The sequence below is a fragment of the Wolbachia endosymbiont (group A) of Cydia amplana genome (assembly GCF_964028495.1).
GTDB lineage: Bacteria > Pseudomonadota > Alphaproteobacteria > Rickettsiales > Anaplasmataceae > Wolbachia > Wolbachia pipientis.
This window is the reverse complement of sequence record NZ_OZ034792.1, coordinates 168,982-195,191: the sequence shown is the minus strand read 5'-3', so window position 1 is coordinate 195,191 and position 26,210 is coordinate 168,982. Positions and strand designations below refer to the sequence as shown.

Here is a 26,210-nt window from a genome sequence, read left to right as displayed (position 1 = left end):
TTTTTATGTGTAGATATCCATTATATCTTTTAGCATAGATAAAGCTTCCTCCCTTTTGCGTTGGAAAGTGTTACGTCCAATGATTGAACCATTACCACCACCCTGCTTAATTTCTTTCGCTTCATTGCATATGTCATTCACTGATTTCGACTCGCCACCAGAAAAAATTACTATTCTTTTTCCTGCAAAACAAGATCTTTTAACATATTCAATTCTTTTAGGTAATGATTCAATATTTTCTGTTTCTATTTTCTCCCTTTCCAAATATTTAGTTGGAAGTTTTACTTTTATTATATTAGCGCCAAGCAAAGCTGCCATGTGTGCAGCATAGGCAATAACATCAACCGCTGTTTCACCTTCTTTGGAAATTCCTTCACCGCGTGGATAAGACCATAGCACTACTGCAAGCCCATAAGATTTGGCTTCAGCTATGATTCCACGGGCTTCTTCCATCATATCGAAACACTTAGCAGAACCAGGATATATAGTAAATCCGACAGCTAAGCAGCCCAAACGCAGCGCATCTTTCACAGAAGAGGTTATTGCCTGATCAGAGGTTAGATCCTTTGAATGTAAAGAGTTGGAACTATTAAGTTTCAAAATAAGTGGGAGCATTCCAGCATAAGTTGCAGCACCAGCTTCAATCATACCAAGTGGAGCAGCATATGCACTTACTCCCGAATCAACCGCAAGCTGAAAATGATAATGTGGGTCATAAGCATCAGGGTTAACTTCAAAACTTTTAATTGGACCATGCTCAAATCCTTGATCTACTGGCAGAATCACTAACTTGCCAGTACCGCCAAGCTTTCCATGCATGAGAATACGAGTAAGATTTGCTTTTACCCCAGGGTTTTCACTTTCGTAGTAGCTTAGGACTTGTTTTACTTTATCACTTATCACTATAATTCAAATTGAACTTAAGTTATAGATTGTAACAAAGATGAAGTTCAATACAAGGATTTTAAACTATATCAAAAGCAATTTTATTTTCTACTTTATTCATATAGATTCTTAATTTCTTTCCTTTTATTAATTTACGATTCAGTATTTCTTCCGCTAAGTAACTTTTTATCTCTTTTTCAATAAGTCTCTCTATCGGACGTGCTCCCATTTCCTTACTATAACCCATTTGTACAAGATAAGATTTCACTTCATCCTCTACCAAGCAGTTTATGCCTTTTTGTGTCAGTTGCTTTTTCAGTTCTAGGACAAATTTATCCACAATATGCAAAATCACATCCGTACTTAAGTCGGAAAAAGAAATAATCGCATCAAGACGATTACGAAATTCAGGGCTAAAAACCTGTTCTATCGCTTTTTCACTATCACCAATGTTAAAATTTTTATGCCCAAAGCCAACAAAACTTTTGCTGCGTTCAACTGCTCCTGCATTAGTTGTCATAATTAAAATTATATTGGAAAAGTTAACTTTACGTCCGTAAGTGTCTGTAACGCAGCCATAATCCATAATTTGTAGCAATATATTATAGATATCGCTATGAGCCTTTTCAATTTCATCAAGCAGCACAACACTATATTGATTGTTAGATACAGACTCTGTGAGTAATCCACCTTGATCATAACCTACATATCCAGGAGGAGAACCAATCATCCTTGATATCGTATGAGATTCAATATATTCGGACATATCAAAGCGTATAAGATTCATGCCCATGCTTTCTGATAATTGTTTTGCTAGCTCGGTTTTACCAACACCGGTTGGTCCTGCAAAAAGATAATTTGCTAAAGGCTTATTGTAATTTCTCAACCCAGATTTAGCAATTTTAATAGAACTAACAAGAGATTCTATTGCCTGCTCTTGGCCAAAAATCACCTTCTCTAGATTAGCTTTTAAAGATTTTACTTTCTGCAAATCATCAGATTCAGATCCACAAGGCACATTTGTAATTCTAGTAATGGTATTCTTAATATCTCTACTATTTACAATTTTACCCCTGTTTCTTAGCAATTTACAATATGCCCCTGCCTCATCAATAACATCAACCGCTTTATCAGGTAATATTCGCCCAGTAATATACTTATGCGAAAGTTCAGCCGCAGACCTAATGGCATTCTTTGTATAATATACTCCATGATACCCTTCATAGTAGTGCTTTATGCCATCTAGTATCTTTATCGTTTCATTAACAGAAGATTCTTTAACATTAATTTTTTGAAACCTTCTCGCTAGTGCTTTATCTTTTTCAAAACTAGCGCTGTATTCTCTATATGTAGTTGCACCTATACAACGCAGTGTACCTCTTGCAAGCGCAGGTTTGAGTAGGTTACCTGCATCAAGAAAGCTACCACTTGTAGAACCTGCTCCAATGATAGTGTGTATTTCGTCAATAAAAAGGATAGCACCTGGTTTTGCCTCAATTGCTTTTATTATAGATTTTATTCTCTCTTCAAAATCACCTCTGTAGCGTGTCCCTGCAAGGAGTGATCCTAAATCCAAAGCATAAATTATACTGGACCTGAGCGCACTTGGAACACTGCCTTCAATGATCTTGAGTACCAAACCCTCAACTATTGTTGTTTTGCCAACACCTGGGTCTCCAACATATAAAGGGTTGTTTTTTCTACGCCTCAATAATATTTCTATAGTGCGATTTAACTCATAATCACGACCAATAACATAATCTATTTTTTTGCTTCTTGCATAGTCATTTAAATTTTTACAATAACTTTGTAGAATTTCCTCATCTTTTAGTAGCTCACCTTTATTTACTGTAGTAGGAGCGTCATTATTTTTATCAAGTTTTACTTTATGATTGGTGGTGTATTCATCTATATCGCTCAAGTATTTCATATTAGATATATGGTAAATCAAATTGGAATCTTTCGCATTTTGTTTCTGCAATAGATTTTCAACGTATAAGTCTTGCCTAGACAAAATTTCTACTAGAACATTTGCTCCATTTATTTCTTTTTTTCCCAAGCTATGAGCCCGTATTATTGCTCTGTGTATTATGCATTGAAACATTGAGCTAGGTTTAACTCCACTGATAATCAATTCAGAACTGCTTTGTAAAAACCCTTTTATATTATTATTATAATCATTAGCCTTAATATTGCATCTTGATAGAATGTTATCCATACTGATGATTTCATCGGCTCTGATATTACATCTTGATAAAACGTAATTTACATCCACGTCTTTAGTTAACGCCAGCAATAAATGTTCTACTTTCGCATATTTAAGATTAAAATTAGAAGCAATGAATAGTGCTCTATTCAAACTTGCCTCTAAGTTTTTGGAAATCATCTCCTATTCTCTTTAAAAGTGGGAACTCATATATAATGAATAGCACACAATTATTAAAAAATTTGAAATCCAGCAGTTCGCTGTAGCCAATTTGAATCCCACTCTGGATCTACGTCATAGCACCGCAATATCTCAGCATAGATTCCGCTAATGAGTAGCGGAATGACGAGTTTTACGCTTATCAAATTGTAGGTAAATCCTATTTAATACGCTTTTTCTAGTACTCTGCTTTTCTTCTTAAATGCATTGATCTTTTTTCTACCGTATTTAGTCTTTAACGTACTTGGCCTTTTAAAGACCTTTTTGCTGTTACGTTTTTTAAATTGCACACTACAATCAAAATTTAGCTCTCCTTCTTTGTCTGCCAGTACAGGCAGTCTTCTCTTATCTTGAGGTGTAACAAAAGATAGCGCATACCCTTCAGCTCCAGCGCGTGCAGTTCTACCTATACGATGAATATAGTCAGCTTGCGATTGTGGTGCATCATAATTGATAACATGTTGAATGTGGGGAATATCAAGGCCGCGAGAAGCAACATCTGTTGCAACCATGATTTGATTACGGCCACGACGAAAAGAATTAATGACCCTTTCGCGCTTGTGCTGCCTTAAATCACCATGAATTGCTAAAGCGCTATAGTCATCTTTGTGCAATCTGTTAGCTAGCTGATCCGCTCCTCGCTTTGTTTTGACAAAGATAATGATTGATCCTTCGCGCTGACATAGTTGTGTAACAAGCTTTTCATATTTTTCTGATTCTGATGCATAAACAATTTCTTGCTTAATTTTTACAGAAGTTGTAACCTCACAATCAACAGAAATACGTTCTGGTCGATTAAGGTACTTCTCAGCAAGTTTTACTATATCTCCAGGAAGAGTTGCAGAAAACATAAGAGTTTGCCTTATTTTAGGCAAATGCTTCATAATTTCTTCAATCTGAACTCCAAAGCCCATATCAAACATACGATCCGTTTCATCAAGCACAAGAACGCTAACATTGCGAGTAATCAAAGTTTTACGCTCAATATGGTCTATAATACGACCAGGAGTACCTATTACAATTTGTGGTTTTTTCTGAAGCTGATTTAGCTGCCTAAAAATAGGCTCACCACCAATCAACAAAGCGACCCTTAGTGCAGAATTTTGAGATAAGAGTTTTCTTATCTCATTTGTTACCTGATGCGCAAGCTCTCTGGTTGGCACGATGACTAAAGCTGAACCAGTGTTAGGCTCATTCAGCAACTTAGCAACCAACGGAATAGCAAATGCTAAAGTTTTTCCAGTCCCCGTTTGAGCAGATCCGAGAATATCTTTACCTTGTAGCGCTAAGGGAATCGCTTGTATTTGAATCGGAGTTGGGACGAAAAGATTATTTTTATCTAGAGCTTGTCTAAGCGAAGCTGGGAGACCCATCTCATGAAAATTATTCACAATACGTTAATCCTGTTAAAAGACTTCATAATAGATTAATCTTCCAATCTTAAATTTATTGCAGATTTTTTATCTTCTCCGTTTCTACCGCGCTCCTCTTTAACCTCATAACTCACCCTTTCTCCTTTTATTCCCTTCTCTTTATTCTCTCCTTTAAGTGCCTCAGGTCTTATTCCCGAACGTTCCAATGTGCTAATATGTACAAAAACGTCACCCCCTTTACCTTCTGGCTTGATGAAACCATAGCCTTTTTCGGCATTAAACCATTTTACATTACCAAATTCCATTTAAACAACTCCTAAATTATTAACTAACATTACTAATGTGATGAAAAACTTTGAAATTACGATTGAGAATGCTTTAAGCTTAGCTATTGAAACTAAACCTTTATACTCCATAGTCTATTCTTAACATTACATGACAATAATACACAATTGTTGTACTTGATGCAAATAAATTTTTTAATCGTTAAGCGAACCTGCAACCGTCATTTCGCTAACTTTAATCGTTGGTGAATTAAATTGCCCACAAAAAGTTAGATCATCTGCAACGACTAAATTGCTAAACATATCCTTCAAATTGCTAGCAATGGTAATCTCATGTATTGGATACGTTATTTTTCCATTTTCTATAAAAAATCCGGAAGCGCCTTGGCTGTAATCGCCATTGATTAAATTGACACCAAAACCAAATAAATCAGTTACATATATTCCCTCTTTCACTTCCTGAATTAATTCTTCAAACGATACATCACCATTCTCAATGTAGAGGTTACTAGCTGCAGGAATAACTGCAGCATTACTTGCACGAGTTGCACTTCCGGTTGTTTCTGAGTCTAATTTTCTAGCCGAGTATAAGTCTAAAATCCAATTTTGTAATATTCCGTTTTTTACAAATATATTTTTCTTGCTAGTTATCCCTTCTCCATCAAATGGTCTCGATGCTATGCCTCTTGGCAACAATGGATCATCGATAATATTAATTCTATCGTTGAAAATCTGAGCGTTTAAACTACCCCTCAAGAAAGAACTGTTGCTTATAATACTGCTCCCATTTATAGCAGAAGCAAAACTTTTTACTAGCCCTTTTGCTGCTCTTTTTTCAAAAATAACTGGAAATTTACCAGTTTTCATTGTACGTGAATTCAATTGATCAACTGCTCTTTTTGCTGCTTCTTTTCCCATTAACTCTGGCAACTTTAAATCACTAAAATTACATGCTATATCATAATCGTAACCAACCTTCATTTCACTTTCTCTTCCAGCAACAACAGAGACCTGATTAGCAAAGGTTGATTTACTAAACGAGCCAATAAAACCAGAAACAGTCGATAATACTGTATTCACTAAAGCGTATGAAGAAGAGGCTCCTTCAGAATTAGTGATACTCTTATGTGCAAGGGCTGAATTTTCTGCAGCTTCAGCAATTTCTTTTAGGTTATCAACGGTTACAACATTATTATCTGAGATACTTAAATCTGCAGAAGAGATATAATTACTACCATTTACAGCAAAATTAATGCAAGGATCTTCTGGCGCATTCTTTGCCATTTCTACCACTTGGCTTACTGTATCACTCAGATTATTCAAATCGTTTGTAGAAATATACGCAGCTTTGTTTTTACCTGCTATAGCTCTGATTCCTACAGTGCAATTTTTAGATTGTGATATTTGCTCAATTTTTGATAGACGCTGAGAAACTGAAGTCTTATTAGTTTCATATATTGTAACTTCCGCATCTTGATTTTGCTTTTTTATTAGTTTAGTAATATCTGCTGCAATATTTAATATATTCATTTTCTATTCCTTAGATTTCTATAAAGATTCTGCACCACCTATAACTTCAATTAAATCAGTCGTAATCGCTGCTTGACGAGAACGATTATAAAGCAATGCTAATTTGTTCAGTATCTCTTTAGTGTTTCTGTTTGCTGATTCCATAGCAACCATTCTAGCACTATTCTCACTCGTTGCACTTTCAAGTAAAGCAGAGTAAAGAGCAATTACAACGTAATCTTGAACCAAAGATTTTAAAATAAATTCAATATTTTGTGGTTCATACTCATAGCCGTAATCTGTTGTTGGACCAGCCAGAGAGCTATCAATCAAGGATGAGTCTTTACTCCATGGTTTTATTGTTTCCAACATTGGTTTTTGCGTGAAGGTATTATAGAATTTACTATAAAAAACTTTAACTTTATCGTATTTACTTAAATCTATACCATCAACCAAAGCTTCTACGTGCTTTAACGTGATTCCCTTACTATTTTCAATTTTTAAGATACTTTTAGAGTCAAATCTATTTTTACCTACATCAAAAGCTTTTTTACCAAGAAATACAATATCTACTTTTTTGCCATTTGCGATTGACTTATTTACACGCTCTTGACTAAATTTGACAATAGAAGAGTTAAAGTTGCCGCACAAGCCACGATCAGACGCAATAATGAATACTAGGTAAGAACCGTCGTTACTGACATTTAGAATTTTTGCCAGTAATTCTTGATCAACTGATAGCATTAATGAAAAAATAATGTTATGCAGCTTAGATACATATAATTTTGAATTTAATAACTTCTTTTGGCTTTGTAACAACTTTGCTGCAGAAACCATTTGCATTATTTTCGTGGTTTTCTGTACAGACCTAATATTCTTAATTCTTAAGGATAATTCCTTTAAGCTCTTCATTTTGTATACAACCCTGATTTATTAAAATATATAACTGTTAGTGTCTAAAAGCAAGTTTTTTTGACATTAAAACCAAGTCTAGCTAAGAAACTTGCAGGTTTATTGTTTGGAGATAAGGATTATATTAAGAAAGTGCTCTAACTTCAGCAATATCAATGTGAAAGTAGCCTAATGGTAATTTCTACACTTTGTGGAATTTTATAATATATAATAAACACAATTAAAACTATTACAACTTGAACACTTATGATCCCATTGTTCTAGTTCCCTGTTACAATTTTTACATTTCCAGCCTGGATCAGGCAAAGCTTCTGAGCCCATCTTGTTTAGCCAATAAATTACCTTGTCGTGTTCTTGCAATGTAACCTTGAGTTGTATTACAATAAAGTAGATTGACATGTAATTAGCTTTTTTCATAGCAGTGTCTAAATATTGACTTGCAAGATCATATTTACCTGAACTCATTGAGGACAAAGCAAGTAAACAGTAACTAAAATAATAATCAGGGCGTAAGTTGTATAGTCTTTCAGCACCTTTACTATTTAAATTGATGTACATTTTAGCTGACTGAGGAGTAGGATTTACTGTATACTCTGCCTCTAGCACTGCAGAAGCTTTTCTGATTTTTCCAAGTTTAATATATAATTCTGCCTTTAAATAATTGATGGGCTGAAAAATTGCACTATAACGTTGTGCTCTAAATAAAGACTTTATAGCCTCCTTAAAATTTCCTTTACTTTCATATTGCTTTGCTAAAGCGCAATAAAACACTGCAAACATTTCTTTATGATCAAAGGGGAGAAAAATATTGGACTTAACTGCTTCCTTCAACCTCAAAATTGCATTAATCCAATCTTCTTTCAATATGCAATGCTCTATTTGAAAGGGAATAGATAGCATTTTATCGTTAATTGAACTAGAGCAATATTCTATAAATTTTTGAAAGACTACTTTTTCTTGTTTGAGGTGGACAATCAGCTTATTGGCTAGAAGTAGAGCTAAGTTACGATTTTTATTTGCAATATTTGTTAAACCGTTACTGAAAAAGCTGTAATTTCCCGTCTTACCTGAGTTAAAGAGCTTTATTAAAGACAACCTATCGCTCTCCTCACTCAGACTTTTAACTAGCTTTTGGGCATTCTCTATATTGTCTAAGTCTATGCTAAAGAAAGCTTCAAAGAGAAGCAATTCTTCCCTATCCCTTCTTCTATTTCTTATGTTGGCAAATGTTGATGAAATGGAGGAAAAAAAGCGTACAAGTGTAATTAATAAAAATAATAAAACTACACAAGTAAAAATAATGAAATATAGATCAATACTTATAGTGTAATTGCCTAATTCCAATTTTATTACTTCACCACTTACCTTGACCCATATACCAAATAAAAACGAAAAAGCGAAAATTATAAAATAAATCATGAGATATATTGTAATAAGCGATGATATATTGTTGAAATATTCTTAGAAGCTACAATAAAACCATTCAATTTATTCAGCCATGGCTTGAATTCTGAATGCGTTAAATTGCTTACTGTAACAGTTATATTTTGCCAATCATTATCATTTATTGACTCCTCAATTTCTGCGAATTTTACTCTTAATGGATCATTTCGGTCGTCTACCTTTATCCAGTTTGAAATGATTTTTTTAGACAATGTACTTTTGTTGTAATCGATAGTATCAATAGTTTTTTCAAAAGATAACTTCAATTCGTGTAAGGTATTTATCTCTTTCAAATTTTCTAATTCATCTACTGCATTTTCTATCTCTGGATCGTCAAGCTCTGATATCAAAGGCTTTATTGAATTTATATGGTTATCAAATTTTGCTTCTCGCAATAACGAATTCTTCATTTTAACCACAAGTAATAGCAATTTTGCAAGGTTCTTACATCTTGAGTTATTATCACCTTGCTCACATTGAGTATGCTGACTTCTCTTGAGGTCAAATATCTTTTTTTCTATTCTAGATTGATTAACTTCAAGCAACATTCTAAATTCATCCATGTTTTCCGTTAAAGCTTTCACATTGTTTTCACTCTCTTGCTGATTTATTTTTAAAAAGATTATGTTATTTATTGTGATGTAACCGGTAAATAACAATACAATTAAGAACCAACCTATGTACTTTTGCTGAGTATCATTCATAACGTAGTATCTCCGCAGGATCTTGTGCAGCTGCCTGCAACGCAGGAGCAATTGTCGCTAAAAATGATAAGAGTAACGCAAGTGCAGAAATATTTACTACGTCTTGGGGTACTAATATCACTGGCAAACTTGAAAAAAAGTATATCATAGGATCAAACAGCTTGACGTTAGTAATGTTTTCTAAAAACACTCTAATGCTTTCGATATTGAGAGAAAAAACGACACCTATAATACAGCCAAGACAAGTTCCCGTAAAACCGATTAATAGACCACAAGCGCAAAATATACGCATAATGCTTCCACTTGTTGCACCAAATGTACGCATAATTGCAATCGCGGATTTCTTTTCTTGCACTATCATCATTAAATTTGAGATAATATTAAACGCTGCTACAACTATAATCAAAGTGAGAATTAAAAACATCACATTTCTTTCAGTTTTTAAAGCACTAAAATAATGGCTTTGCTGTGATTGCCAACTTTCAGCTTCCATTACTATTTCTTTTTCTATAGCATCTGCCAGCTTATCAGCTCTAGTAACGTCGTCTACAAGTACTTCTATATTTTTTATGCTATTTTTATAATTAAAAAAGGCTTGTGCTGATTTTAGAGGCATATATATCAAGGTATTATCATACTCAAACATACCCATATCAAATATTGCTATAACTTTATATTTTTTCATTCGCGGCATTTCACCAAGTAATGCATCAAATTCTTCAGATGATATAAACGTAATTTCGTCGCCATAGTCAACGTTCAAAGCTTCTGCTAAGCGTGCTCCTATTATTATTCCTTCATCAAATTTTTTTACATCACCTATAATTACATTATTTGTAACGGCAGTACTATCAAGCAAGTCTTTAGTTGATACACCTCGCACTACGCTACCTGCAATTTTACCGTTTGCTACAATAATAACTTGATCATTGGTCATAGGAGTAGCTTTTAATATACCAGGAATTCTCTCAATAGATTTTGAAACTGCGTAGTAATCTGAATTTATGTTCCTATCAAAATAAACATTAATATGGCCATCAATGCCAAGTATTGAGTCAAGCAACTTTGCTCTGAATCCGTTCATCACAGACATCACCACTATTAGTGTTGCAACTCCAAGGGCAATGCCGATAATAGAGAACAAAGTCATTATAGAGCAAAATCTGGCATTTTTCGCTCGCAAATAGCAAGCAGCCATAGTAATTTCAAAGGCAATGGACATTACAAAATATTTTGAGGTTAAACATTATATTTTTGAAACTTCGTATAATTGTAGACTTTTCTTTATTTGAAAACTAGAGATTTTTGCTTCCTTAAATTTAGCAGGCTTATAGAGTATCTTTAACATTAGAATTTCAAAATCTTCCATATACATCATCCAACCTCACTATATCATTATCAGATAAATGCTCTCCTATCTGAAATTCAACTATTTCAAGTGGAGAGCTTATGCTTCTATTTTCAATCCTATGGGAAACTTCCCTTGGGATTTCTATCATATGGTCTTTTGCTATAGCATATTCTTTGTCTTCTAAACTAACATACCCAACTCCTGATAGCACTATATGGTATTCATCTCTATAGTGATGGAATTGCTTAGAAGTGCAGCTTAATGGATTTATAAAAAGATATTTTATAAGAAAATTTTCGCTCATTAAAATTATACTACAAAATCCCCATGGTTTAACTTCTTTCCTTATCACCTTTACTTTCTTAACTTTATGAATAAATGAAATTAGACTTTTGTTTGGTTGCTTACAAGCTCCACCCAATAAATTTTTATTACTTTTTGTCGTTGAAACTGGTTCTTTTTCTCTAATCACATGCTGAAATGACACCGGTTCTTTACTAAACTTCTCACTCAATTCTAAAACTGAATTCCAAGTTCCAACATCCAACCAATCGAAATTAGCTTCTATCATTGCAACGTTTTTTGCTTTCTCCATCACCAAGTAATCAATGGATATGCCTTCAATTCCTGCAAAATCTCGTTGTTTTAAATACAGAAATCTCTCTTGCGGTGTGAAATATTTAAAACATAAATTGTAAAGATTCGGGGCAGATTTTTTAATCTCATCTATGTAGCGTTTTGCTTTAAACACAAATATTCCAGAGTTCCAATAATGATCGTTACTTAACTTACGCTCGGGCTTTTCTGTAAAATCTTTCACTATATGACATTTTTCTTTCTGATCATATACTGCATTTATATAGCCGTATTCAGAATTGAATTCATGAGGCTTAACCCCAAAAGTGACTATAGAGTTAGTTTCAGAGGCTAACTTAGACGCTTTTTGAGTAGAAGCATAAAAACTATTCAAATCACCTATAAAATGGTCTGAAGGCAGAATTAACATTGTCTCGTTTTCATTGCAGAGAAGTGCAGCAATTAATATTGCCGCTGTTGTTCCAATTTTCACTGGTTCGAAAATCACTTTATATTCTTGCAGTGCATGCAATTCCTCCATCACTAATGACTCGTACTGTATATTTGTAGCAATTATGGGCGGCATATAATCGCTTTTTAGCCTCAACAAAGTGTTGTGAAACATAGTGTTCTGACTAAATATTTTCTGAAATTGCTTTGGCTTAGATAAAGGCCAAAGTCTGCTACCACTACCACCACACAATATTACAGGGCGCATTTAGTTAAGATATTAATTAAATAATTAATATCTTATACTGAGGGCAAAATACATGCAAGTTTTTGTTGTGGAATAGTTAATAAAGAAAGTAAATGTTGATTTAAAGTAATTGCTAATGAGAGTGATCATGTGTAGCGCCTTGCCCTTGCTGTGAATTTCTTCTATTTTGTAATTCCTCAACATGACCTTTTCTTTTATCACTTAATATTTCATTACCCTTATTTTGTTCTTCCTCAGGACTCTTTAGTATTTCATTACTCTTGCTAACTTCTTTATCATCCCCTTGTTTCTTTGGCCTTCTAGCGTTAAGCTCATCCCATGTGCCCACTAGTGAATCACGATTCCCATGATCCGGCTTTAGCCTTTCTTCACCTTTAATAACATTAAAGTCACTTTTTGCTTCTTCCAAACATCCTTTCAGTTGGTGTTTCCACATGGTGTAGTAAGCATCACCATATTTTTTCTCATTTGCTACAAACAATAAAATTGGAGCCTTAAGTATAGTAGCTCCCATATTCACTAAATTTTTTATTGCCATTGCAGGAGTAAATAAAAGATAACCAAAAGACTTTGCAATTGGGTTTTGTTCGCTTATTAAATACTTCCCTAACTTTATAGGAAGAGAAGTCAACAATTTAGTACAAACTTTAGCCAAGCTTGTAGCAAAAACGATAGGAACAGATATAAGACTTTTATCTAGCTCTAGATTACCATTCTGATCTCTAATTTCTGAAAAATGGGTGCTTAGCTTTTTGTCATCACTAGTGTATAATAATTCTCCATTTCTTCCTTTTTCATCAACAACTTCCTGAACTTTACCTTCTTTATTTTTCACCTCTTTAGTTAACACAGAAGAGTTAGTTAATTCAAACGGATATTGAGGATTCTTAGTTTTTTGAGCTTCGAAAATTGGCGCGTGTTTTTTCAAATCCATTCTCGAAAAGCCTAATGGCTCAAAGTATGACTTATTTAACCAATCTATAGGAATTTGCTTACCCTGATTGTCTATATAATTGATAGTAAAATAAGATCTATCATTATCTTCATTTTTGGGAACTAAAGATAATCTGAAACTTGGTTGTTTTCTATTCTCATCTTTTTGACCATACAAAAGTTTATAGGTTGGATTTTTATCTTTATCTAGTATAGCATTTCCATGCATATCCCTGTTTTCTATGATTTTAGCAGACTGTACAATTTGATCATAATTTTTTGGATACTGGCATTTCCTTCCATCATACATCATTACCTTTCTAAGGTCTTCGACGTAAACTTGAGATTCAGGTGAAGTAAGCAGACCTTTTGCTTTAAGTGTAAGATCTATTGCTCCCTTTTTTAATGCTTCAAACATATTGTCAAACCAAAATCGCTATAATGCTATAGTTCAATAATAAAACTAGTACACTAATAATATATTAACACAGCACCGGTGATTTTACAAGAAAATATGCCTGTAGAAGATAAAGATTGTAAAAGCGAGGGTTATATAAGTAATGCTTGATAAGTACTTTATGCATGTAATTGTAAAAATCCTCAAAGGTACGCTGTGTATATAATCTTCGCATACTACCTGCATTCCAAGAACTGCGTGCCAAAAAATGCAAAACAACAATACAACAAAAAATAAAAGCTCTAGAGGGTGATTAATAAATTTTTCACTAAAAGACAAAGAGCTATCAGTATAAAATGTGCAAGAAAATGAATAGATAAACCAAGGAAACAGGAACAGTAAAATTACCGCAGAAACACGCTGAACCCACCAATGATGTACTGAATTTCCAGACTGACTCATATAAACATAAATAAAAAAGCCATAGTAGAAAGAAGTAGCGTTACTGTCAGCAGTATAGCACCCCTTGAAACGCCAGTAATTTCTAAATTAAGCCCAACATCCCACAATAAATGACGAATACCATTAAGAAAATGATATACAAAACTTATAAAACATAAGACATAAGCTAATTTAGCAACAGGAGTGAATAATAATGCATTTAAGTACCTTACTATAAGTAACTCAGGAAAGTAAACATGTAATATGAAATACCAAGAAAGTATCATTAATAAAAGGAATAGCAAGATACCAGTCAATCTATGCATAATAGAGAAAAAACTAGTAACTTGTACTTTATATATTTGTAAATGTGGAGAAAGAGGTCTATCACTCATAAAATTCCGTTATCGGGAAATTAAAATAAAGTAGAAGTAAAGACAGCAGTATAGCACATAACAACACCATCATTAAAAATGGTAAATTATGTGCAAAGCCTAAGGAGGTAATCCAGCTGCAGATTCCCCTACTGCTACCTTGTTACGACTTCACCCCAGTCACCGATCCCACTTTAAATAACTCCCTCCTTGCGGTTAGGTCGTTAGCTTCGAGTGAAACCAATTCCCATGGCGTGACGGGCAGTGTGTACAAGACCCGAGAACGTATTCACCGTGGCGTGCTGATCCACGATTACTAGCGATTCCAACTTCATGCACTCGAGTTGCAGAGTACAATCCGAACTGAGATGGCTTTTAAGGGATTAGCTTAGCCTCGCGACTTTGCAGCCCATTGTAGCCACCATTGTAGCACGTGTGTAGCCCACTCCATAAGGGCCATGATGACTTGACATCATCCCCACCTTCCTCCAGTTTATCACTGGCAGTTTCCTTAAAGTCCCCAGCATTACCTGATGGTAACTAAGGATGAGGGTTGCGCTCGTTGCGGGACTTAACCCAACATCTCACGACACGAGCTGACGACAGCCATGCAACACCTGTGTGAAACCCGGCCGAACCGACCCTATCCCTTCGAATAGGTATAATTTCCATGTCAAGGAGTGGTAAGGTTTTTCGCGTTGCATCGAATTAAACCACATGCTCCACCGCTTGTGCGGGTCCCCGTCAATTCCTTTGAGTTTTAATCTTGCGACCGTAGTCCCCAGGCGGAATGTTTAACGCGTTAGCTGTAATACAGAAAGTAAAACTTCCCATATTTAACATTCATCGTTTACAGCGTGGACTACCAGGGTATCTAATCCTGTTTGCTCCCCACGCCTTCGCGCCTCAGCGTCAGATTTGAACCAGATAGACGCCTTCGCCACTGGTGTTCCTCCTAATATTTACGAATTTCACCTCTACACTAGGAATTCCTCTATCCTCTTTCAATCTCTAGATTAGCAGTTTTAAAAGCAATTCCAAGGTTGAGCCTTGGGATTTCACTTTTAACTTACTAATCCGCCTACGCGCCCTTTACGCCCAATAATTCCGAATAACGCTAGCCCTCTCCGTATTACCGCGGCTGCTGGCACGGAGTTAGCCAGGACTTCTTCTGTGAGTACCGTCATTATCTTCCTCACTAAAAGAGCTTTACAACCCAAAGGCCTTCTTCACTCATGCGGCATGGCTGGATCAGGCTTTCGCCCATTGTCCAATATTCCCCACTGCTGCCTCCCGTAGGAGTCTGGACCGTATCTCAGTTCCAGTGTGGCTGATCATCCTCTCAGATCAGCTATAGATCATTGCCTTGGTAGGCTATTACTCCACCAACTAGCTAATCTAATATAGGCTCATCTAATAGCAATAAATTTTTCCCCCGTAGGGCGTATACGGTATTAGTTGCCGTTTCCAACAATTATTCCGTACTACTAGGTAGATTCCTATACATTACTCACCCGTCTGCCACTAAGTTATACCATAGCAGGCTACAATATAACTCCGTTCGACTTGCATGTGTTAGGCCTGCCGCCAGCGTTCATTCTGAGCCAGGATCAAACTCTCAAATTTAGACTTCAACCTATAAAAGGTTGAGGGTACATCGGATAAATCCGACAAAAAATAATTTAGCTTAATACTGCTGTCTTTATTTCTACTTTAGAAATATTTTAATCTCCAACTATTCAAACAACTTTAAGAATATTATTATGTGATATAATCACTATGTCAATATGTTTTTGCAAATCAAAAGCATTAATGTATAAATATATAACTATTTGGAATATTACCATGAAAAAATACATCTTTCTGCTTGCACTCGCGCCAATGTTAGTTGGCATCACATTATACTTATTTCGCAACATTGATAACACAAAACAATCTATAACTGCAGGTGACAAGTTTTACGAAGTATTATTCTTAAAAAAAGATAATAAGCCGCTGCTAGAAGAAATAGATTCAAATTGGGAGTATTTAGCAAATTTTGAACGCGCATTCAATCATATCTCAGATTCAATGCCAACAGACACAGCATCTATTTATAATGATTTGGCAGATGATAAAGATGCTCCTAATGTTTTGCGTGAGTTAGCACAATATTTAGAAGTAATGAGCTTACTTCACTCCAACGGTGAAAAAATAAATAAAGATAAAATTGATAATTTAGAATCAAGTGCAGTGTATCCTTATTCAAGCCAAGAAGCTATTGCTGTAGTAAAGATACACAATAACGACGTTAAGGGTGCAACTGAAATATTGCGTTCCCTATTAAATGATAGAAAATGCCCTATCCTAATCAAAGCTAATGCACAAGAATTACTCAGGATATATGGGAGTTAACTCATTGGACTTTTTGCATAGCTTTTGGCAGCGCATCGGATGAAACGAAAAAACTTACTTGACACCCTTCGCCAGCCCCCTTATCATGATAGTGAAGCTATTGTATTTGCTTTCGCCAATCTGCAGATTAAAAGGTAAGGATTACTTAATGTATCGGCGTCTTATGTTCAATTTTTTGCAGTATATAGATACTGTATGTCTTTACAAAACTTCATCTACATCTAGATTTTTATCTAAATAAGCTGAACGCGCTTATAAAGCGTTACAAGACATCAAAAAATGCCAATACTCGACAGAGATAGTAAAAGACTAGCTAACTCGGGGATTCTTTGTCTTTTTTTCTGCTTAGTAAATTTCTTAAACATTTGCAGCGTAAGTTAGTTGCAATTAAAAGCAGCTTAATCTTGCTTGTCAAGCGTTTAAAACATAAAAAACGCCAATATTTTAAAGCGGATAATAACCTCAGGGCTTCTTTTGCCTTTTTTTTCGTTTGGTAAATTTCTTAATATTTATGGCTAAAGATTGCACGAATGTTGCAATTACAAAAACGATTTCTACTAGGGTGTCATCCCAGTGCGTGACACTGGAATCCAGCCTTTATTATGCAGCCACTTGGTTGAAATTAAGTCTTCTGGATCCCAGTGTCACGCACTGGGATGACACCATTCTTTTTCCTGGATCCAAGTAGTCAGGGCACTGGGATGACAGCTACCCTGACAATCGTCATCCCGCTGCTTGTTAGCGGATACCGCGGCGGTATGACGTAGAAGTTATACTTTTATGCTTACCAACTTAATAAAATTCCTGGATTCCAGTGGGCTTTGTTGCATCGCTCAAGTGAAAAGAACTGGCAGTTACTGACAAAATTCATTATAAATAGCCATTTAACTGTTGAAGAAAAAATATGCCACAAAAAATGAGAGTCAGTAACTGCCATGAATATAACAAATTTCTCCAAGAAAGAGGAAGCATTTTTTGTTATATCAATGACGCCATAGAAAATTGGTACGAGAATTGTCCAAAAATGCAGGGCGGCAACTATATTTATAGTGATAAAGTTGTGATTTTGGTGCATATAATCGTCAGTTTCTTTAGAATTGGTTTAAGACAAACAGTCGGGTTTATAAAAGGGTATTTGCAACAAATAGGAAGAGATTTGGCAGTTATCAGCTATTCACAAGCATCAAGAAGGTTTAAGAAACTTAATATTAAGATAAATGATTGCAGAAAATAATATGGAAGATATCGAAATTGCTATAGACAGTACAGGAATTAGTATATACAACAACACTCCTGGTCACAGCAAGGAAAATAGCACTGACAGAAAATATCGTGGCTATGAGCAAACGAGAAAATTGCACGTAATGTTGAATATAAACAACAAAAAAGCCATAGCTGTAAAATACAGTAACGGTGTCTACTCTGATCACTATGGAGCTTGTGATTTGCTAAAAGAAGTTGATTTTCAGCATGCCATAAAAGCACTATATGCAGATAGAGCATGTGATAGGCACAAGTTTTATAAGTTGTGTAACGAATATGATATAAAGACAAAAATTCCACCAATAAACAATGCGGCAGAACATCCAGAAATAGATTATATGTCTGACAGGAATGCTGCTATTAGGTTAATAAAATTATACGGTGAAGATGGCATGAAAGAATGGAAAAAAGAAGTAAATTATGGGAAAAGATCTTATATTGAAGGGTTTTTCTCAAGATTAAAGCAAATATTCGGATTTAGTTTTAGGAATAAATCTGAGATAAATCGAGAAAAAGAACTGCTAATCAAATGCTATTTGCTTAATAAATTCACTGATATTGGTATGGCTAAATTTGAGATAGTTACATGAATTTACCATAAATCACCATCTCATAAAGTGTGATGCAACAAAGCCATTCCAGTGTCAGCTACTTTCATGACACCAACAGTTGATATTGGTTTGTTGCTTTGCTAGCCAACTACTAGCTATGCCTCAAGTTTCCTATTCAAAATTTTCAATATCAAATCCAATTCATTTGGATTATCATACCGTATCATAACTTTACCCTTAGAATTGTTGTCATTAATTTTGATCTTTAAACCAAGTTGAGAAGATATAGCGCCTTCTATTACTGTCATATCTTGATTTCTAGTATATCTCTGCTCTTTTTGATTGTTGTTTTGATGTAGGTCCTTTATCAGTTTTTCAGTTTGTCTAACGCTTAAGCCCTGAGAAACTATTTTTTCTGCAATACTTTCCGCATTTTCAACATTAATCAACGCTCTTGCATGACCCATAGACAATTTTTTCTCATTGATCATTGTTTTCACCCTATCAGGGAGCAACAACATCCGAATCATATTGGTTATGTGGCTGCGGCTTTTGCCTATAGCTGAAGCTAATTCCTCATGTGTATAGAAAAACTCATCTATCAGTTTTCTGTAAGCTTCACCTTCCTCTATTGGATTAATATCTTGCCTTTGTATGTTTTCAATAATGGATACTTCCAAGCATTCCTTGTCGCTCAGATCTTTTATGATAACCGGTGCACTATCAAGATTTGCAATCTTGCTTGCTCGCCAACGACGTTCTCCAGCTATTATTTCATAACCATCATCATTTGAATCTTTGCGTACCACGATAGGCTGTATAATGCCACTTTTCTTTATCGAATTTGCAAGTTCTCTTAATGACTCCTCGTCAAAATGTTTCCTCGGTTGAAATTTGCTTGGGTGCAGTAATGAAATAGGCAAATGCTCTTGTCGATCTTCTTTATTATCATAATTATCGCCTATGAGGCCGGCAAGACCTCTGCCGAGGCGTCTATCATCCTTCATACTACGCCCTCGCTTACTAGTTTCTTCTCCTTACAACTGCTCGCGTGCTTTTTTAAAATTTCCCTTGCCAAACTTATATATGCTTGTGCACCAGGACACTTAAGATCATACACAATAGCGGGTTTTCCATGAGAAGGCGCTTCTGATAACCGTACGTTACGTGGAATAACAGTCTCATACAATGGGATGATAGTTTTGTATACTTTATCATTTAAATACTGGCAAATATCGTTTTTAATCTGTTCACTGAGTTTGTTGCGCCTGTCATACATTGTTAACACTATCCCTTCTATTGCCAAAAAAGGGTTTAGGTTATTTCTTTTTATCAGCTCTACAGTTTTAACTAAATGGCTTAATCCCTCCAAAGCAAAAAATTCACACTGAAGAGGGACAATAATAGAATTAGCAGCAGTCAAAGCATTTATGGTTAGAAGCCCAAGTGATGGAGGGCAATCGATGATTATATACTCATAATTATCGCGTATCTTCTCTAATGCGCTTTTTAGCACAAATTTTCCTCGCTCAAGTTGCGATAATTCAATTTCTGCAGCTGATAAATCAACTACTGACGAAATTAGTGATAAATTTGGAATTTCCTTTATATTGAAAATTGCCGATTCTATCAATTTATTTTCGCTGCTTAGTAGTATTTTGTATATATTTTTTTCTTCCCTACTACGATAAGAAATCCCGAGCCCGGTGCTAGCATTTCCTTGAGGATCAAGATCTACCAATAAAGTGCTTTTTCCCACAGCAGCAAAGGCTGTCGATAAATTTATACTAGTTGTGGTTTTGCCAACTCCACCCTTTTGATTTACTATTGCAATAATCTTGCTCACGCCTTTTATCTTATGTATAAAATAATTCTATTGTATATATGCAAGAAACTTTTGCATTAGAAAATTTTTTTGTTGTTAACCACACTAAAATTAGACTGTCTTTTTTGCTTTGTGTAACACACTTTGAACCTTGTTTCCTAATTCATTCAGAGTGAATGGTTTTGGCAAAAAGTGAAAATCTTCTATATTGATGTCATCACTCTTTAAAAAAGCATCTTCTGCATACCCAGAAATAAAAATAACGTTGATATTTGGCCTATGGATCAATGCTTCTTTAACTATTTCTGGGCCGCTCACCTCTGGCATGATTACATCAGTGATTATAAGATCTATGTGTTGACTTTTTTTACTGATTATTTCTAGCGCCTCGCTGCCTATGCTTGCTTCTATTACATCAAATCCTTTTCTTTTGAGTGCTTTAGAGATGAATTCCCTTACTGAATCTTCATCTTCGATTAATAAAATTATACCATTACCTTTAATTTCACTTACTACCGGTTTTTCTGTTTCTTCACTATCTTCCTCTCTATCATTTTCATCTGATATGTAAACCATGGGCAAAAATATGCTAAATTTAGTTCCATGATTTACTTTGCTAGCAACATAGATGTATCCTTCAGTTTGTTTAATAATGCCATATACAGTAGAGAGGCCAAGACCTGTACCAGAGGTAATATCTTTGGTAGAAAAAAATGGATCAAAGATCTTTTCAGTTGTATCACTCGTCATTCCACATCCAGTATCAATTACTTCAATCACAACATAATTTCCATGTTCAATCGCTTCCTTGTCTGGAGAAAACATATCCTGAGGTGTAGAATTTAATGAGTCAATCTTTTGATTAAAGGTTCGTATAGTTAATTCTCCGCCCTTTTCCATAGCAGCACTAGCATTGACTGCTAAGTTAAGTATAACTTGCTCTAATTGCCCTTGATCAGCCCTAACAGCACCCAAGTCTCTACCATAATAAATATTAAATTTTATATTTTCACCTATTAATCTTTTTATCATTTCATAAAGATTAGCTATAGTATTATTTACATCAATAATTTTTGGCTGCAAGGTCTGTCTTCTTGAGAAAGCAAGCAATTGTCTTACTAAATTTGATCCACGCTTTGCATTTTGCTGTATCTGTATTATATCTCCAAAAGATGGGTCACCAGCTGAGTGTTGGAGTAAAAGCAAATCGCAAAATCCTATTATCCCAGTCAATATATTGTTGAAATCATGCGCAATACCACCTGCTAACTGCCCTATAGCTTGCATCTTTTGATAATGCTCAAGCTTTATCTCTAGGTTTTTGTGTTCAGTATTGTCAATAAAATAACAAAGTATGAAGATCATTTTATTATGAAGAAACTTATTGAAATATATTTTTATGTTATTACCGCCGTTGAGCTGTACATCAAAGGACGCATTATTTATTCTATTACTCGAAAAATATTCACGTATTTTCACATGATAACTATCCAATATCAATGTAAAGATTGAATTATTATCTGACCCTGCAAGCTTTATTAGTGCCGTATTTTTCTTTACAAAGTTGCCGTTTATGTCACATTGTGCAATAGCAATTGATGAATTTGCAAAACAAGGGTGTAATTGATAATCAACAAGATTTGATTCGGTTGGTGTTATAAAGCCATATATATAGCTATGGTTGTATTTATCACAAAATATAGCAGTGCTCATATAAGCCTTGAATGGAATACCACTTATAGTAAAAAACAAAATTTCATTATCGGTTATTGTATTGTTATACTTAGATTGAGATATAAAATCACTGATTGAGCTACCTTTTTCCAGTTTTTTCAGTTCAAATATGTCTAAAAATCTTTTATTTACAGATAAAATCACTCCTTTGGCATTTGCAATGTAAGTTCCTATACTGTGTTTTTCTATTAACTCTTCATATATCTGCTCCTTGTTTATCTGTGTTGCTTTTAACACAAAATACCCATCTGGCCTTGCTATTGGCACTAATGATAAATTTAAAATCTTATTACTATTTATAGCAATTTGGGGATTATCTGGTATTGGCTCAAAGAGCAAAAGAAAGTTAGATACTCTATTCTTCTTGTTTAAGGAAATGCATACCTGTACAGAAGAGTTATTTTTTAGTGCATGATAGAGTACTTTTTTGTCTGCTTCTGAAACATCTCCTATTTCAAGAATCTTGCCTAACGTAATGTCATCATCTATTATATGATCTTTAAACCTTTCGTAGAACCTTGCATCAGCATAAATAACACCCTCATCTTTATGTAAAATAAGGCAAAATTCTGTATTATGATTTAGTGCATTTGCAAATATTGCATTTTGAAATTCTATAGTATTAAGTAGGTATCTGTAGCGTTTTACATTATACATCATAAAGAGAGTTGTTAGAATGCTAACTAATAAATTAATCTCTATATTAATATGCTGACTATATATATCAAAAAAGTAGAGTATCGATATTGCTACTGGAGGTAAGAGCATAATAACTGCCATCACAACAATTGACATTCCATAATTTCTTAGTATGAAGTCAACCCTGTTCTCTTTTTTGTTATCTATGTATCTTTTACTCATTATTGTTACTTGGCATTGTTGTACATACGAAAATGTTTTATTATATTGATTTAATTATTATAGATTTATTAACGTCTTTGATAGATAATTATCATCCAAATCTAATTAAGTTCCTTAAATATCAGATATAACAATGTTAATAAGCTAGCGAGAGGGTATTATGGAAAAACAAAGAACACAAGCATTTAAATGGTTCTGTGCACTAAGAGATAAGATCATAGAATCTTTCTTATTAATTGAAAAACAATCATCCGCAGAGCCAAAGATCGAAAAGAGAAAGTGGGATCGCCCAGGTGGTGGAGGTGGTGAATCTACAATTATTTTTGGTAATGTTTTTGAAAAAGTTGGAGTAAACGTTTCAAAAGTACACGGAAAATTTGCAGATTCAGCCATCAATGAAATTCCTGGTGCAAGTGAAAGTAACGGAGAGTTCTGGGCAAGCGGTATATCTTTAGTGTCTCATATGCAATCGCCCCTTATCCCTGCAGCGCATATGAACACAAGGCTGATATATACTTCAAAACAATGGTTTGGTGGAGGAATGGATTTTACGCCAATATATAGAAATGAAGAAGATTGCAAGTATATTCATGAATCAATCAAAATGACATGTGATAGATTTGACACCGGATATTATCCAAAATTTAAAGAGCAATGTGACAATTATTTTTTCTTACAACACAGAAAAGAGCCACGTGGCATTGGTGGCATTTTCTATGATAATCTGAGTTCTGGCAACTGGGAAAACGATTTTGAGTTCACAAAAGCAGTAGGTGAAGCCTTTTTGGAAATTTATTCGCACGTCATACGTAAACATATGCAAAAATCTTGGACAAAAGAACAACGAGAAAATCAATTAATAAAACGTGGCAGATATGTAGAATTCAATCTGTTATACGATCGTGGCACAAGGTTTGGTTTAATGACGGACGGCAATCCAGATGCAATTATGATGTCAATGCCACCACTTGTTAAGTGGTTATAGAGAGCTGCTATTAGTAGAAAATAAATCATCATAGTTTAAAATTGCACCATGATAGTGAGCTTTTATATAGGGGGTATAATCATGGGCATAATAGATAATTTTTTAATTAAATCTGTCAAAAACAATGACATAAAAGGTGTTAAACTGACTCTAATTCTCTATGATGCATTAAATAGTTTTAGAAAATTCTTTTCAAAGACTATGTCTCTCAAGAATACAGGATCATTTGATATAAATAATAATCAAGCTTTAAATCAGGCTTTAGGACATGCTACAGATCACAAAATAATGGAATTGCTGATTAATCGTGGAGCTGATATCCACTCAATAGATGAGAATGGAAAGAATGTTATAATTCGTGTTATTGAGAGTTTAGCAGAATCAAAAAATCTAAAATTGGATAGTGAGAAAAACTTACCAGCAGAGATAATTCTTCACCCCACAGTTTCCTTTTTACTAGGAAAAGGCGCAGAGTATTATTCTACAGATGATTTGAATGTTGAAGCTATACAACAAAAACCTCCTAGAACCTCTGAATATGAGCCAATAACTATGTACGCTGAGGTGAACAACAATGTAATACCACCTCAAAAACCTTCTAGAACTTTTGAGTATAAGCCAAAGAGCACTAATTATGATGCTTTGCCTTCAAAAGAGCCAATTTACGCTGAGGTGTATGATGCTAAGGTTAGTAACTCATTAGGGGAGAATGGTTATTTGAGTGTATCAGAAGAATCTATTTATGCTGAAATATATGATTCACATAAAAAATCCACTGAAAATTTATCATTGGAAGATAGTGGTTATTTGAGTATATCAGAAGAACCTATTTATTGCACTATAGATGATCTTTCAGAACAAAAAAAGCCTGCTAGCCTAAAACAGAAAGAGCCAGAACAGTCGTCAGAACCTATTTATGCTAGGGTAGATTTGTCCAAGAAAAGAGCAGAAAGAAAAGCAAAAGACATAAAAGCTAATTCTGGAACTTGCCATGGGTTAGTGCAAGATAAAGTGAATGATTGGCAAGTGAAGCTAAATGAGCTAAGTGCTAATAAGTCGATAAGTCAGCAACAGACTAATGATCAAAAAATTAAGACCAAGGCTGGCTTTAGTGTAGAAGAAATAAGGCAGAAATATGAGCGTAGAGATTCTGGCTACGATTCTGGCTATGATTCCGATACAAAAGTTGAACAACAATTAGAATTAGCTCCTAAATCTGAGATAGGTTCAGTGAGTATTGAGCATGGAGTAATAGGAGGCTGTCGATATAAGATTACTGATATATCCCTCTAACTATGTGATTCAAAATAATTGAATTGACTTTATATATGTAATCGATATAACCTAGTTAGATTCAAGTTGACTCTTTCGTCTAGTGGTTAGGACACCACCCTTTCACGGTGGTAACACGGGTTCAAATCCCGTAAGAGTCACTCAAATAGAATATAATTAAAGTTTTAAATGGGAAAAATTAGGCTTTATGTTGAAGAAGCTTTATCACAAGGCGTGAGTTTAGCACTTAATCCACAACAAAGTCACTATATTTGCAATGTAATGCGGCTTAAGAAGTATGATAATCTCTCTCTTTTTAATGGAAAAGATGGAGAATGGTTAGGAGAAGTAGTTAATATATCGCGTAAATTGACAAAAATTACACTCAAAGAATGTGCCAAACAACAGCAATATGAGGAAAATTTATACCTGTATTGTGCCATGGTAAAAAGTGCTGCTTTGAACAACATAGTAAGACAGGCAACTGAAATGGGAATAACTTGCATTCAATTTATTTCAACGGAACGTACAGTAGTAAAAAACATTAACCTAAGTAGAGCAAAATTACAAGCAATCGAAGCAGCGGAACAATCCGGTAGGATGAGTATACCAGAGATTTTGCCTCCTATTAACTTTTGCGAATTACCTGATTCCCAGAGTAAAAATTTTGTTTTATGTGATGAAACAGGTAAAGCTGATAAAGTGCTGAAAGGTAAGAAAAATGTTGCTATTATTGTTGGCCCTGAAGGTGGTTTTTCATCTTATGAACTTGATCTTGCCGATAAGTTTTGTCAAAAATTGAGTCTAGGAAAAAGAATTTTAAGAGTCGATACCGCTGTGGTTGCTGCACTAACTTTCACCAATTGGTGTAGCTAGATTTTTAAATATGGCTAAGATAAAGAAATCTGGTTCAGTGTTGCGCGCACAAAAACCCTGTAGACTTTCTACGAAGCAGTCTGTTGTTAAAGAGGAGCTAATAAAAAACATATTCTAAGATAAT

At 34.6% G+C, this 26,210-nt stretch carries 23 protein-coding genes, 1 tRNA gene and 1 rRNA gene; 8 read left to right on the top strand and 17 right to left on the bottom strand.

Annotated elements, in window-relative coordinates; translation table 11 throughout:
• Nucleotides 1-3: 3 nt before the first annotated feature.
• The 14 genes from ABWU40_RS00985 to ABWU40_RS00920 all read right to left on the bottom strand — a co-directional run bounded on the left by ABWU40_RS00985 (nucleotide 4) and on the right by ABWU40_RS00920 (nucleotide 15,951).
• The gene (locus ABWU40_RS00985; RefSeq protein WP_041573616.1) at nucleotides 4-900 is read right to left on the bottom strand and encodes a class I fructose-bisphosphate aldolase; all 897 of its coding nucleotides are present in this window, start codon (nucleotides 898-900) and stop codon (nucleotides 4-6) included.
• A gap of 64 nt (nucleotides 901-964) precedes the next feature.
• A complete protein-coding gene (locus ABWU40_RS00980; RefSeq protein WP_141456698.1) occupies nucleotides 965-3,271 on the bottom strand; it encodes an AAA family ATPase in 2,307 nt (768 codons plus the stop codon).
• 203 nt (nucleotides 3,272-3,474) lie between these two features.
• Nucleotides 3,475-4,701, bottom strand: a complete 1,227-nt coding sequence (locus ABWU40_RS00975) for a DEAD/DEAH box helicase (protein ID WP_015589458.1) — start codon at nucleotides 4,699-4,701, stop codon at nucleotides 3,475-3,477.
• Between the two features lie 35 nt (nucleotides 4,702-4,736).
• Nucleotides 4,737-4,988 (bottom strand): cold-shock protein, encoded by a 252-nt coding sequence (locus ABWU40_RS00970; protein WP_006279919.1) that lies wholly within the window; start codon nucleotides 4,986-4,988, stop codon nucleotides 4,737-4,739.
• A gap of 174 nt (nucleotides 4,989-5,162) precedes the next feature.
• Nucleotides 5,163-6,497 carry a TldD/PmbA family protein gene (locus tag ABWU40_RS00965; protein WP_010081974.1) on the bottom strand — a complete coding sequence of 445 codons (1,335 nt, stop codon included), beginning with the start codon at nucleotides 6,495-6,497 and terminating at the stop codon, nucleotides 5,163-5,165.
• 18 nt (nucleotides 6,498-6,515) lie between these two features.
• Nucleotides 6,516-7,388, bottom strand: coding sequence for an ATP synthase F1 subunit gamma (atpG, locus tag ABWU40_RS00960; RefSeq protein ID WP_010081973.1), 873 nt, complete (start codon nucleotides 7,386-7,388; stop codon nucleotides 6,516-6,518).
• Nucleotides 7,389-7,586: 198 nt separating this feature from the next.
• The gene (locus tag ABWU40_RS00955; RefSeq protein WP_007548692.1) at nucleotides 7,587-8,807 is read right to left on the bottom strand and encodes a hypothetical protein; all 1,221 of its coding nucleotides are present in this window, start codon (nucleotides 8,805-8,807) and stop codon (nucleotides 7,587-7,589) included.
• Complete coding sequence (locus ABWU40_RS00950) at nucleotides 8,804-9,535, bottom strand: hypothetical protein (protein WP_015589456.1); 732 nt, start codon at nucleotides 9,533-9,535, stop codon at nucleotides 8,804-8,806. The genes ABWU40_RS00955 and ABWU40_RS00950 overlap by 4 nt, the downstream gene beginning before the upstream one ends.
• Nucleotides 9,528-10,757 carry a lipoprotein-releasing ABC transporter permease subunit gene (locus ABWU40_RS00945; RefSeq protein WP_353279204.1) on the bottom strand — a complete coding sequence of 410 codons (1,230 nt, stop codon included), beginning with the start codon at nucleotides 10,755-10,757 and terminating at the stop codon, nucleotides 9,528-9,530. Before ABWU40_RS00945 ends, ABWU40_RS00950 begins: the two co-directional genes overlap by 8 nt.
• Nucleotides 10,758-10,890: 133 nt before the next feature.
• Nucleotides 10,891-12,180 (bottom strand): sugar phosphate nucleotidyltransferase, encoded by a 1,290-nt coding sequence (locus ABWU40_RS00940; protein WP_015589455.1) that lies wholly within the window; start codon nucleotides 12,178-12,180, stop codon nucleotides 10,891-10,893.
• A gap of 112 nt (nucleotides 12,181-12,292) precedes the next feature.
• Nucleotides 12,293-13,531, bottom strand: a complete 1,239-nt coding sequence (locus ABWU40_RS00935; RefSeq protein WP_141456696.1) for a hypothetical protein — start codon at nucleotides 13,529-13,531, stop codon at nucleotides 12,293-12,295.
• A gap of 84 nt (nucleotides 13,532-13,615) precedes the next feature.
• Nucleotides 13,616-13,972 (bottom strand): succinate dehydrogenase, hydrophobic membrane anchor protein, encoded by a 357-nt coding sequence (gene sdhD / locus ABWU40_RS00930; RefSeq protein WP_010963113.1) that lies wholly within the window; start codon nucleotides 13,970-13,972, stop codon nucleotides 13,616-13,618.
• Nucleotides 13,969-14,346 carry a succinate dehydrogenase, cytochrome b556 subunit gene (gene sdhC, locus ABWU40_RS00925; RefSeq protein WP_015589453.1) on the bottom strand — a complete coding sequence of 126 codons (378 nt, stop codon included), beginning with the start codon at nucleotides 14,344-14,346 and terminating at the stop codon, nucleotides 13,969-13,971. Before sdhC ends, sdhD begins: the two co-directional genes overlap by 4 nt.
• A gap of 100 nt (nucleotides 14,347-14,446) precedes the next feature.
• A 16S ribosomal RNA gene (locus ABWU40_RS00920) occupies nucleotides 14,447-15,951 on the bottom strand.
• 153 nt (nucleotides 15,952-16,104) lie between these two features.
• Here ABWU40_RS00920 and ABWU40_RS00915 point away from each other — a divergent pair.
• The 4 genes from ABWU40_RS00915 (at nucleotide 16,105) to ABWU40_RS00900 (ending at nucleotide 18,572) form a co-directional block, all read left to right on the top strand.
• On the top strand, nucleotides 16,105-16,719 hold the full coding sequence (locus ABWU40_RS00915) for a hypothetical protein (RefSeq protein ID WP_353279201.1): 615 nt from the start codon (nucleotides 16,105-16,107) through the stop codon (nucleotides 16,717-16,719).
• Between the two features lie 511 nt (nucleotides 16,720-17,230).
• Nucleotides 17,231-17,407 (top strand): hypothetical protein, encoded by a 177-nt coding sequence (locus ABWU40_RS06280; protein WP_410529688.1) that lies wholly within the window; start codon nucleotides 17,231-17,233, stop codon nucleotides 17,405-17,407.
• 216 nt (nucleotides 17,408-17,623) lie between these two features.
• Nucleotides 17,624-17,953 (top strand): transposase, encoded by a 330-nt coding sequence (locus ABWU40_RS00905; RefSeq protein WP_141456678.1) that lies wholly within the window; start codon nucleotides 17,624-17,626, stop codon nucleotides 17,951-17,953.
• Nucleotides 17,937-18,572: a transposase gene (locus ABWU40_RS00900; RefSeq protein ID WP_081600764.1), complete on the top strand. Its 636-nt coding sequence runs from the start codon at nucleotides 17,937-17,939 to the stop codon at nucleotides 18,570-18,572. Before ABWU40_RS00905 ends, ABWU40_RS00900 begins: the two co-directional genes overlap by 17 nt.
• A gap of 116 nt (nucleotides 18,573-18,688) precedes the next feature.
• Here ABWU40_RS00900 and ABWU40_RS00895 read toward each other — a convergent pair whose 3' ends face one another.
• The 3 genes from ABWU40_RS00895 to ABWU40_RS00885 all read right to left on the bottom strand — a co-directional run bounded on the left by ABWU40_RS00895 (nucleotide 18,689) and on the right by ABWU40_RS00885 (nucleotide 22,953).
• The gene (locus ABWU40_RS00895) at nucleotides 18,689-19,540 is read right to left on the bottom strand and encodes a ParB/RepB/Spo0J family partition protein (protein WP_006279814.1); all 852 of its coding nucleotides are present in this window, start codon (nucleotides 19,538-19,540) and stop codon (nucleotides 18,689-18,691) included.
• Nucleotides 19,537-20,379 carry a ParA family protein gene (locus tag ABWU40_RS00890; protein WP_006280226.1) on the bottom strand — a complete coding sequence of 281 codons (843 nt, stop codon included), beginning with the start codon at nucleotides 20,377-20,379 and terminating at the stop codon, nucleotides 19,537-19,539. The genes ABWU40_RS00895 and ABWU40_RS00890 overlap by 4 nt, the downstream gene beginning before the upstream one ends.
• 90 nt (nucleotides 20,380-20,469) lie before the next feature.
• A complete protein-coding gene (locus ABWU40_RS00885; protein ID WP_141456695.1) occupies nucleotides 20,470-22,953 on the bottom strand; it encodes a response regulator in 2,484 nt (827 codons plus the stop codon).
• Between the two features lie 160 nt (nucleotides 22,954-23,113).
• Between ABWU40_RS00885 and hemF the strand changes: the two genes are divergently transcribed.
• The 4 genes from hemF to ABWU40_RS00865 all read left to right on the top strand — a co-directional run bounded on the left by hemF (nucleotide 23,114) and on the right by ABWU40_RS00865 (nucleotide 26,086).
• Nucleotides 23,114-23,938: an oxygen-dependent coproporphyrinogen oxidase gene (gene hemF, locus ABWU40_RS00880; protein ID WP_015589449.1), complete on the top strand. Its 825-nt coding sequence runs from the start codon at nucleotides 23,114-23,116 to the stop codon at nucleotides 23,936-23,938.
• An 81-nt stretch (nucleotides 23,939-24,019) separates the two neighbouring features.
• A complete protein-coding gene (locus ABWU40_RS00875; RefSeq protein ID WP_227738571.1) occupies nucleotides 24,020-25,231 on the top strand; it encodes an ankyrin repeat domain-containing protein in 1,212 nt (403 codons plus the stop codon).
• A gap of 68 nt (nucleotides 25,232-25,299) precedes the next feature.
• Nucleotides 25,300-25,371: transfer RNA gene (locus tag ABWU40_RS00870), tRNA-Glu, on the top strand.
• A 28-nt stretch (nucleotides 25,372-25,399) separates the two neighbouring features.
• A complete protein-coding gene (locus ABWU40_RS00865; protein WP_015589447.1) occupies nucleotides 25,400-26,086 on the top strand; it encodes a 16S rRNA (uracil(1498)-N(3))-methyltransferase in 687 nt (228 codons plus the stop codon).
• Nucleotides 26,087-26,210 lie beyond the last annotated feature (124 nt).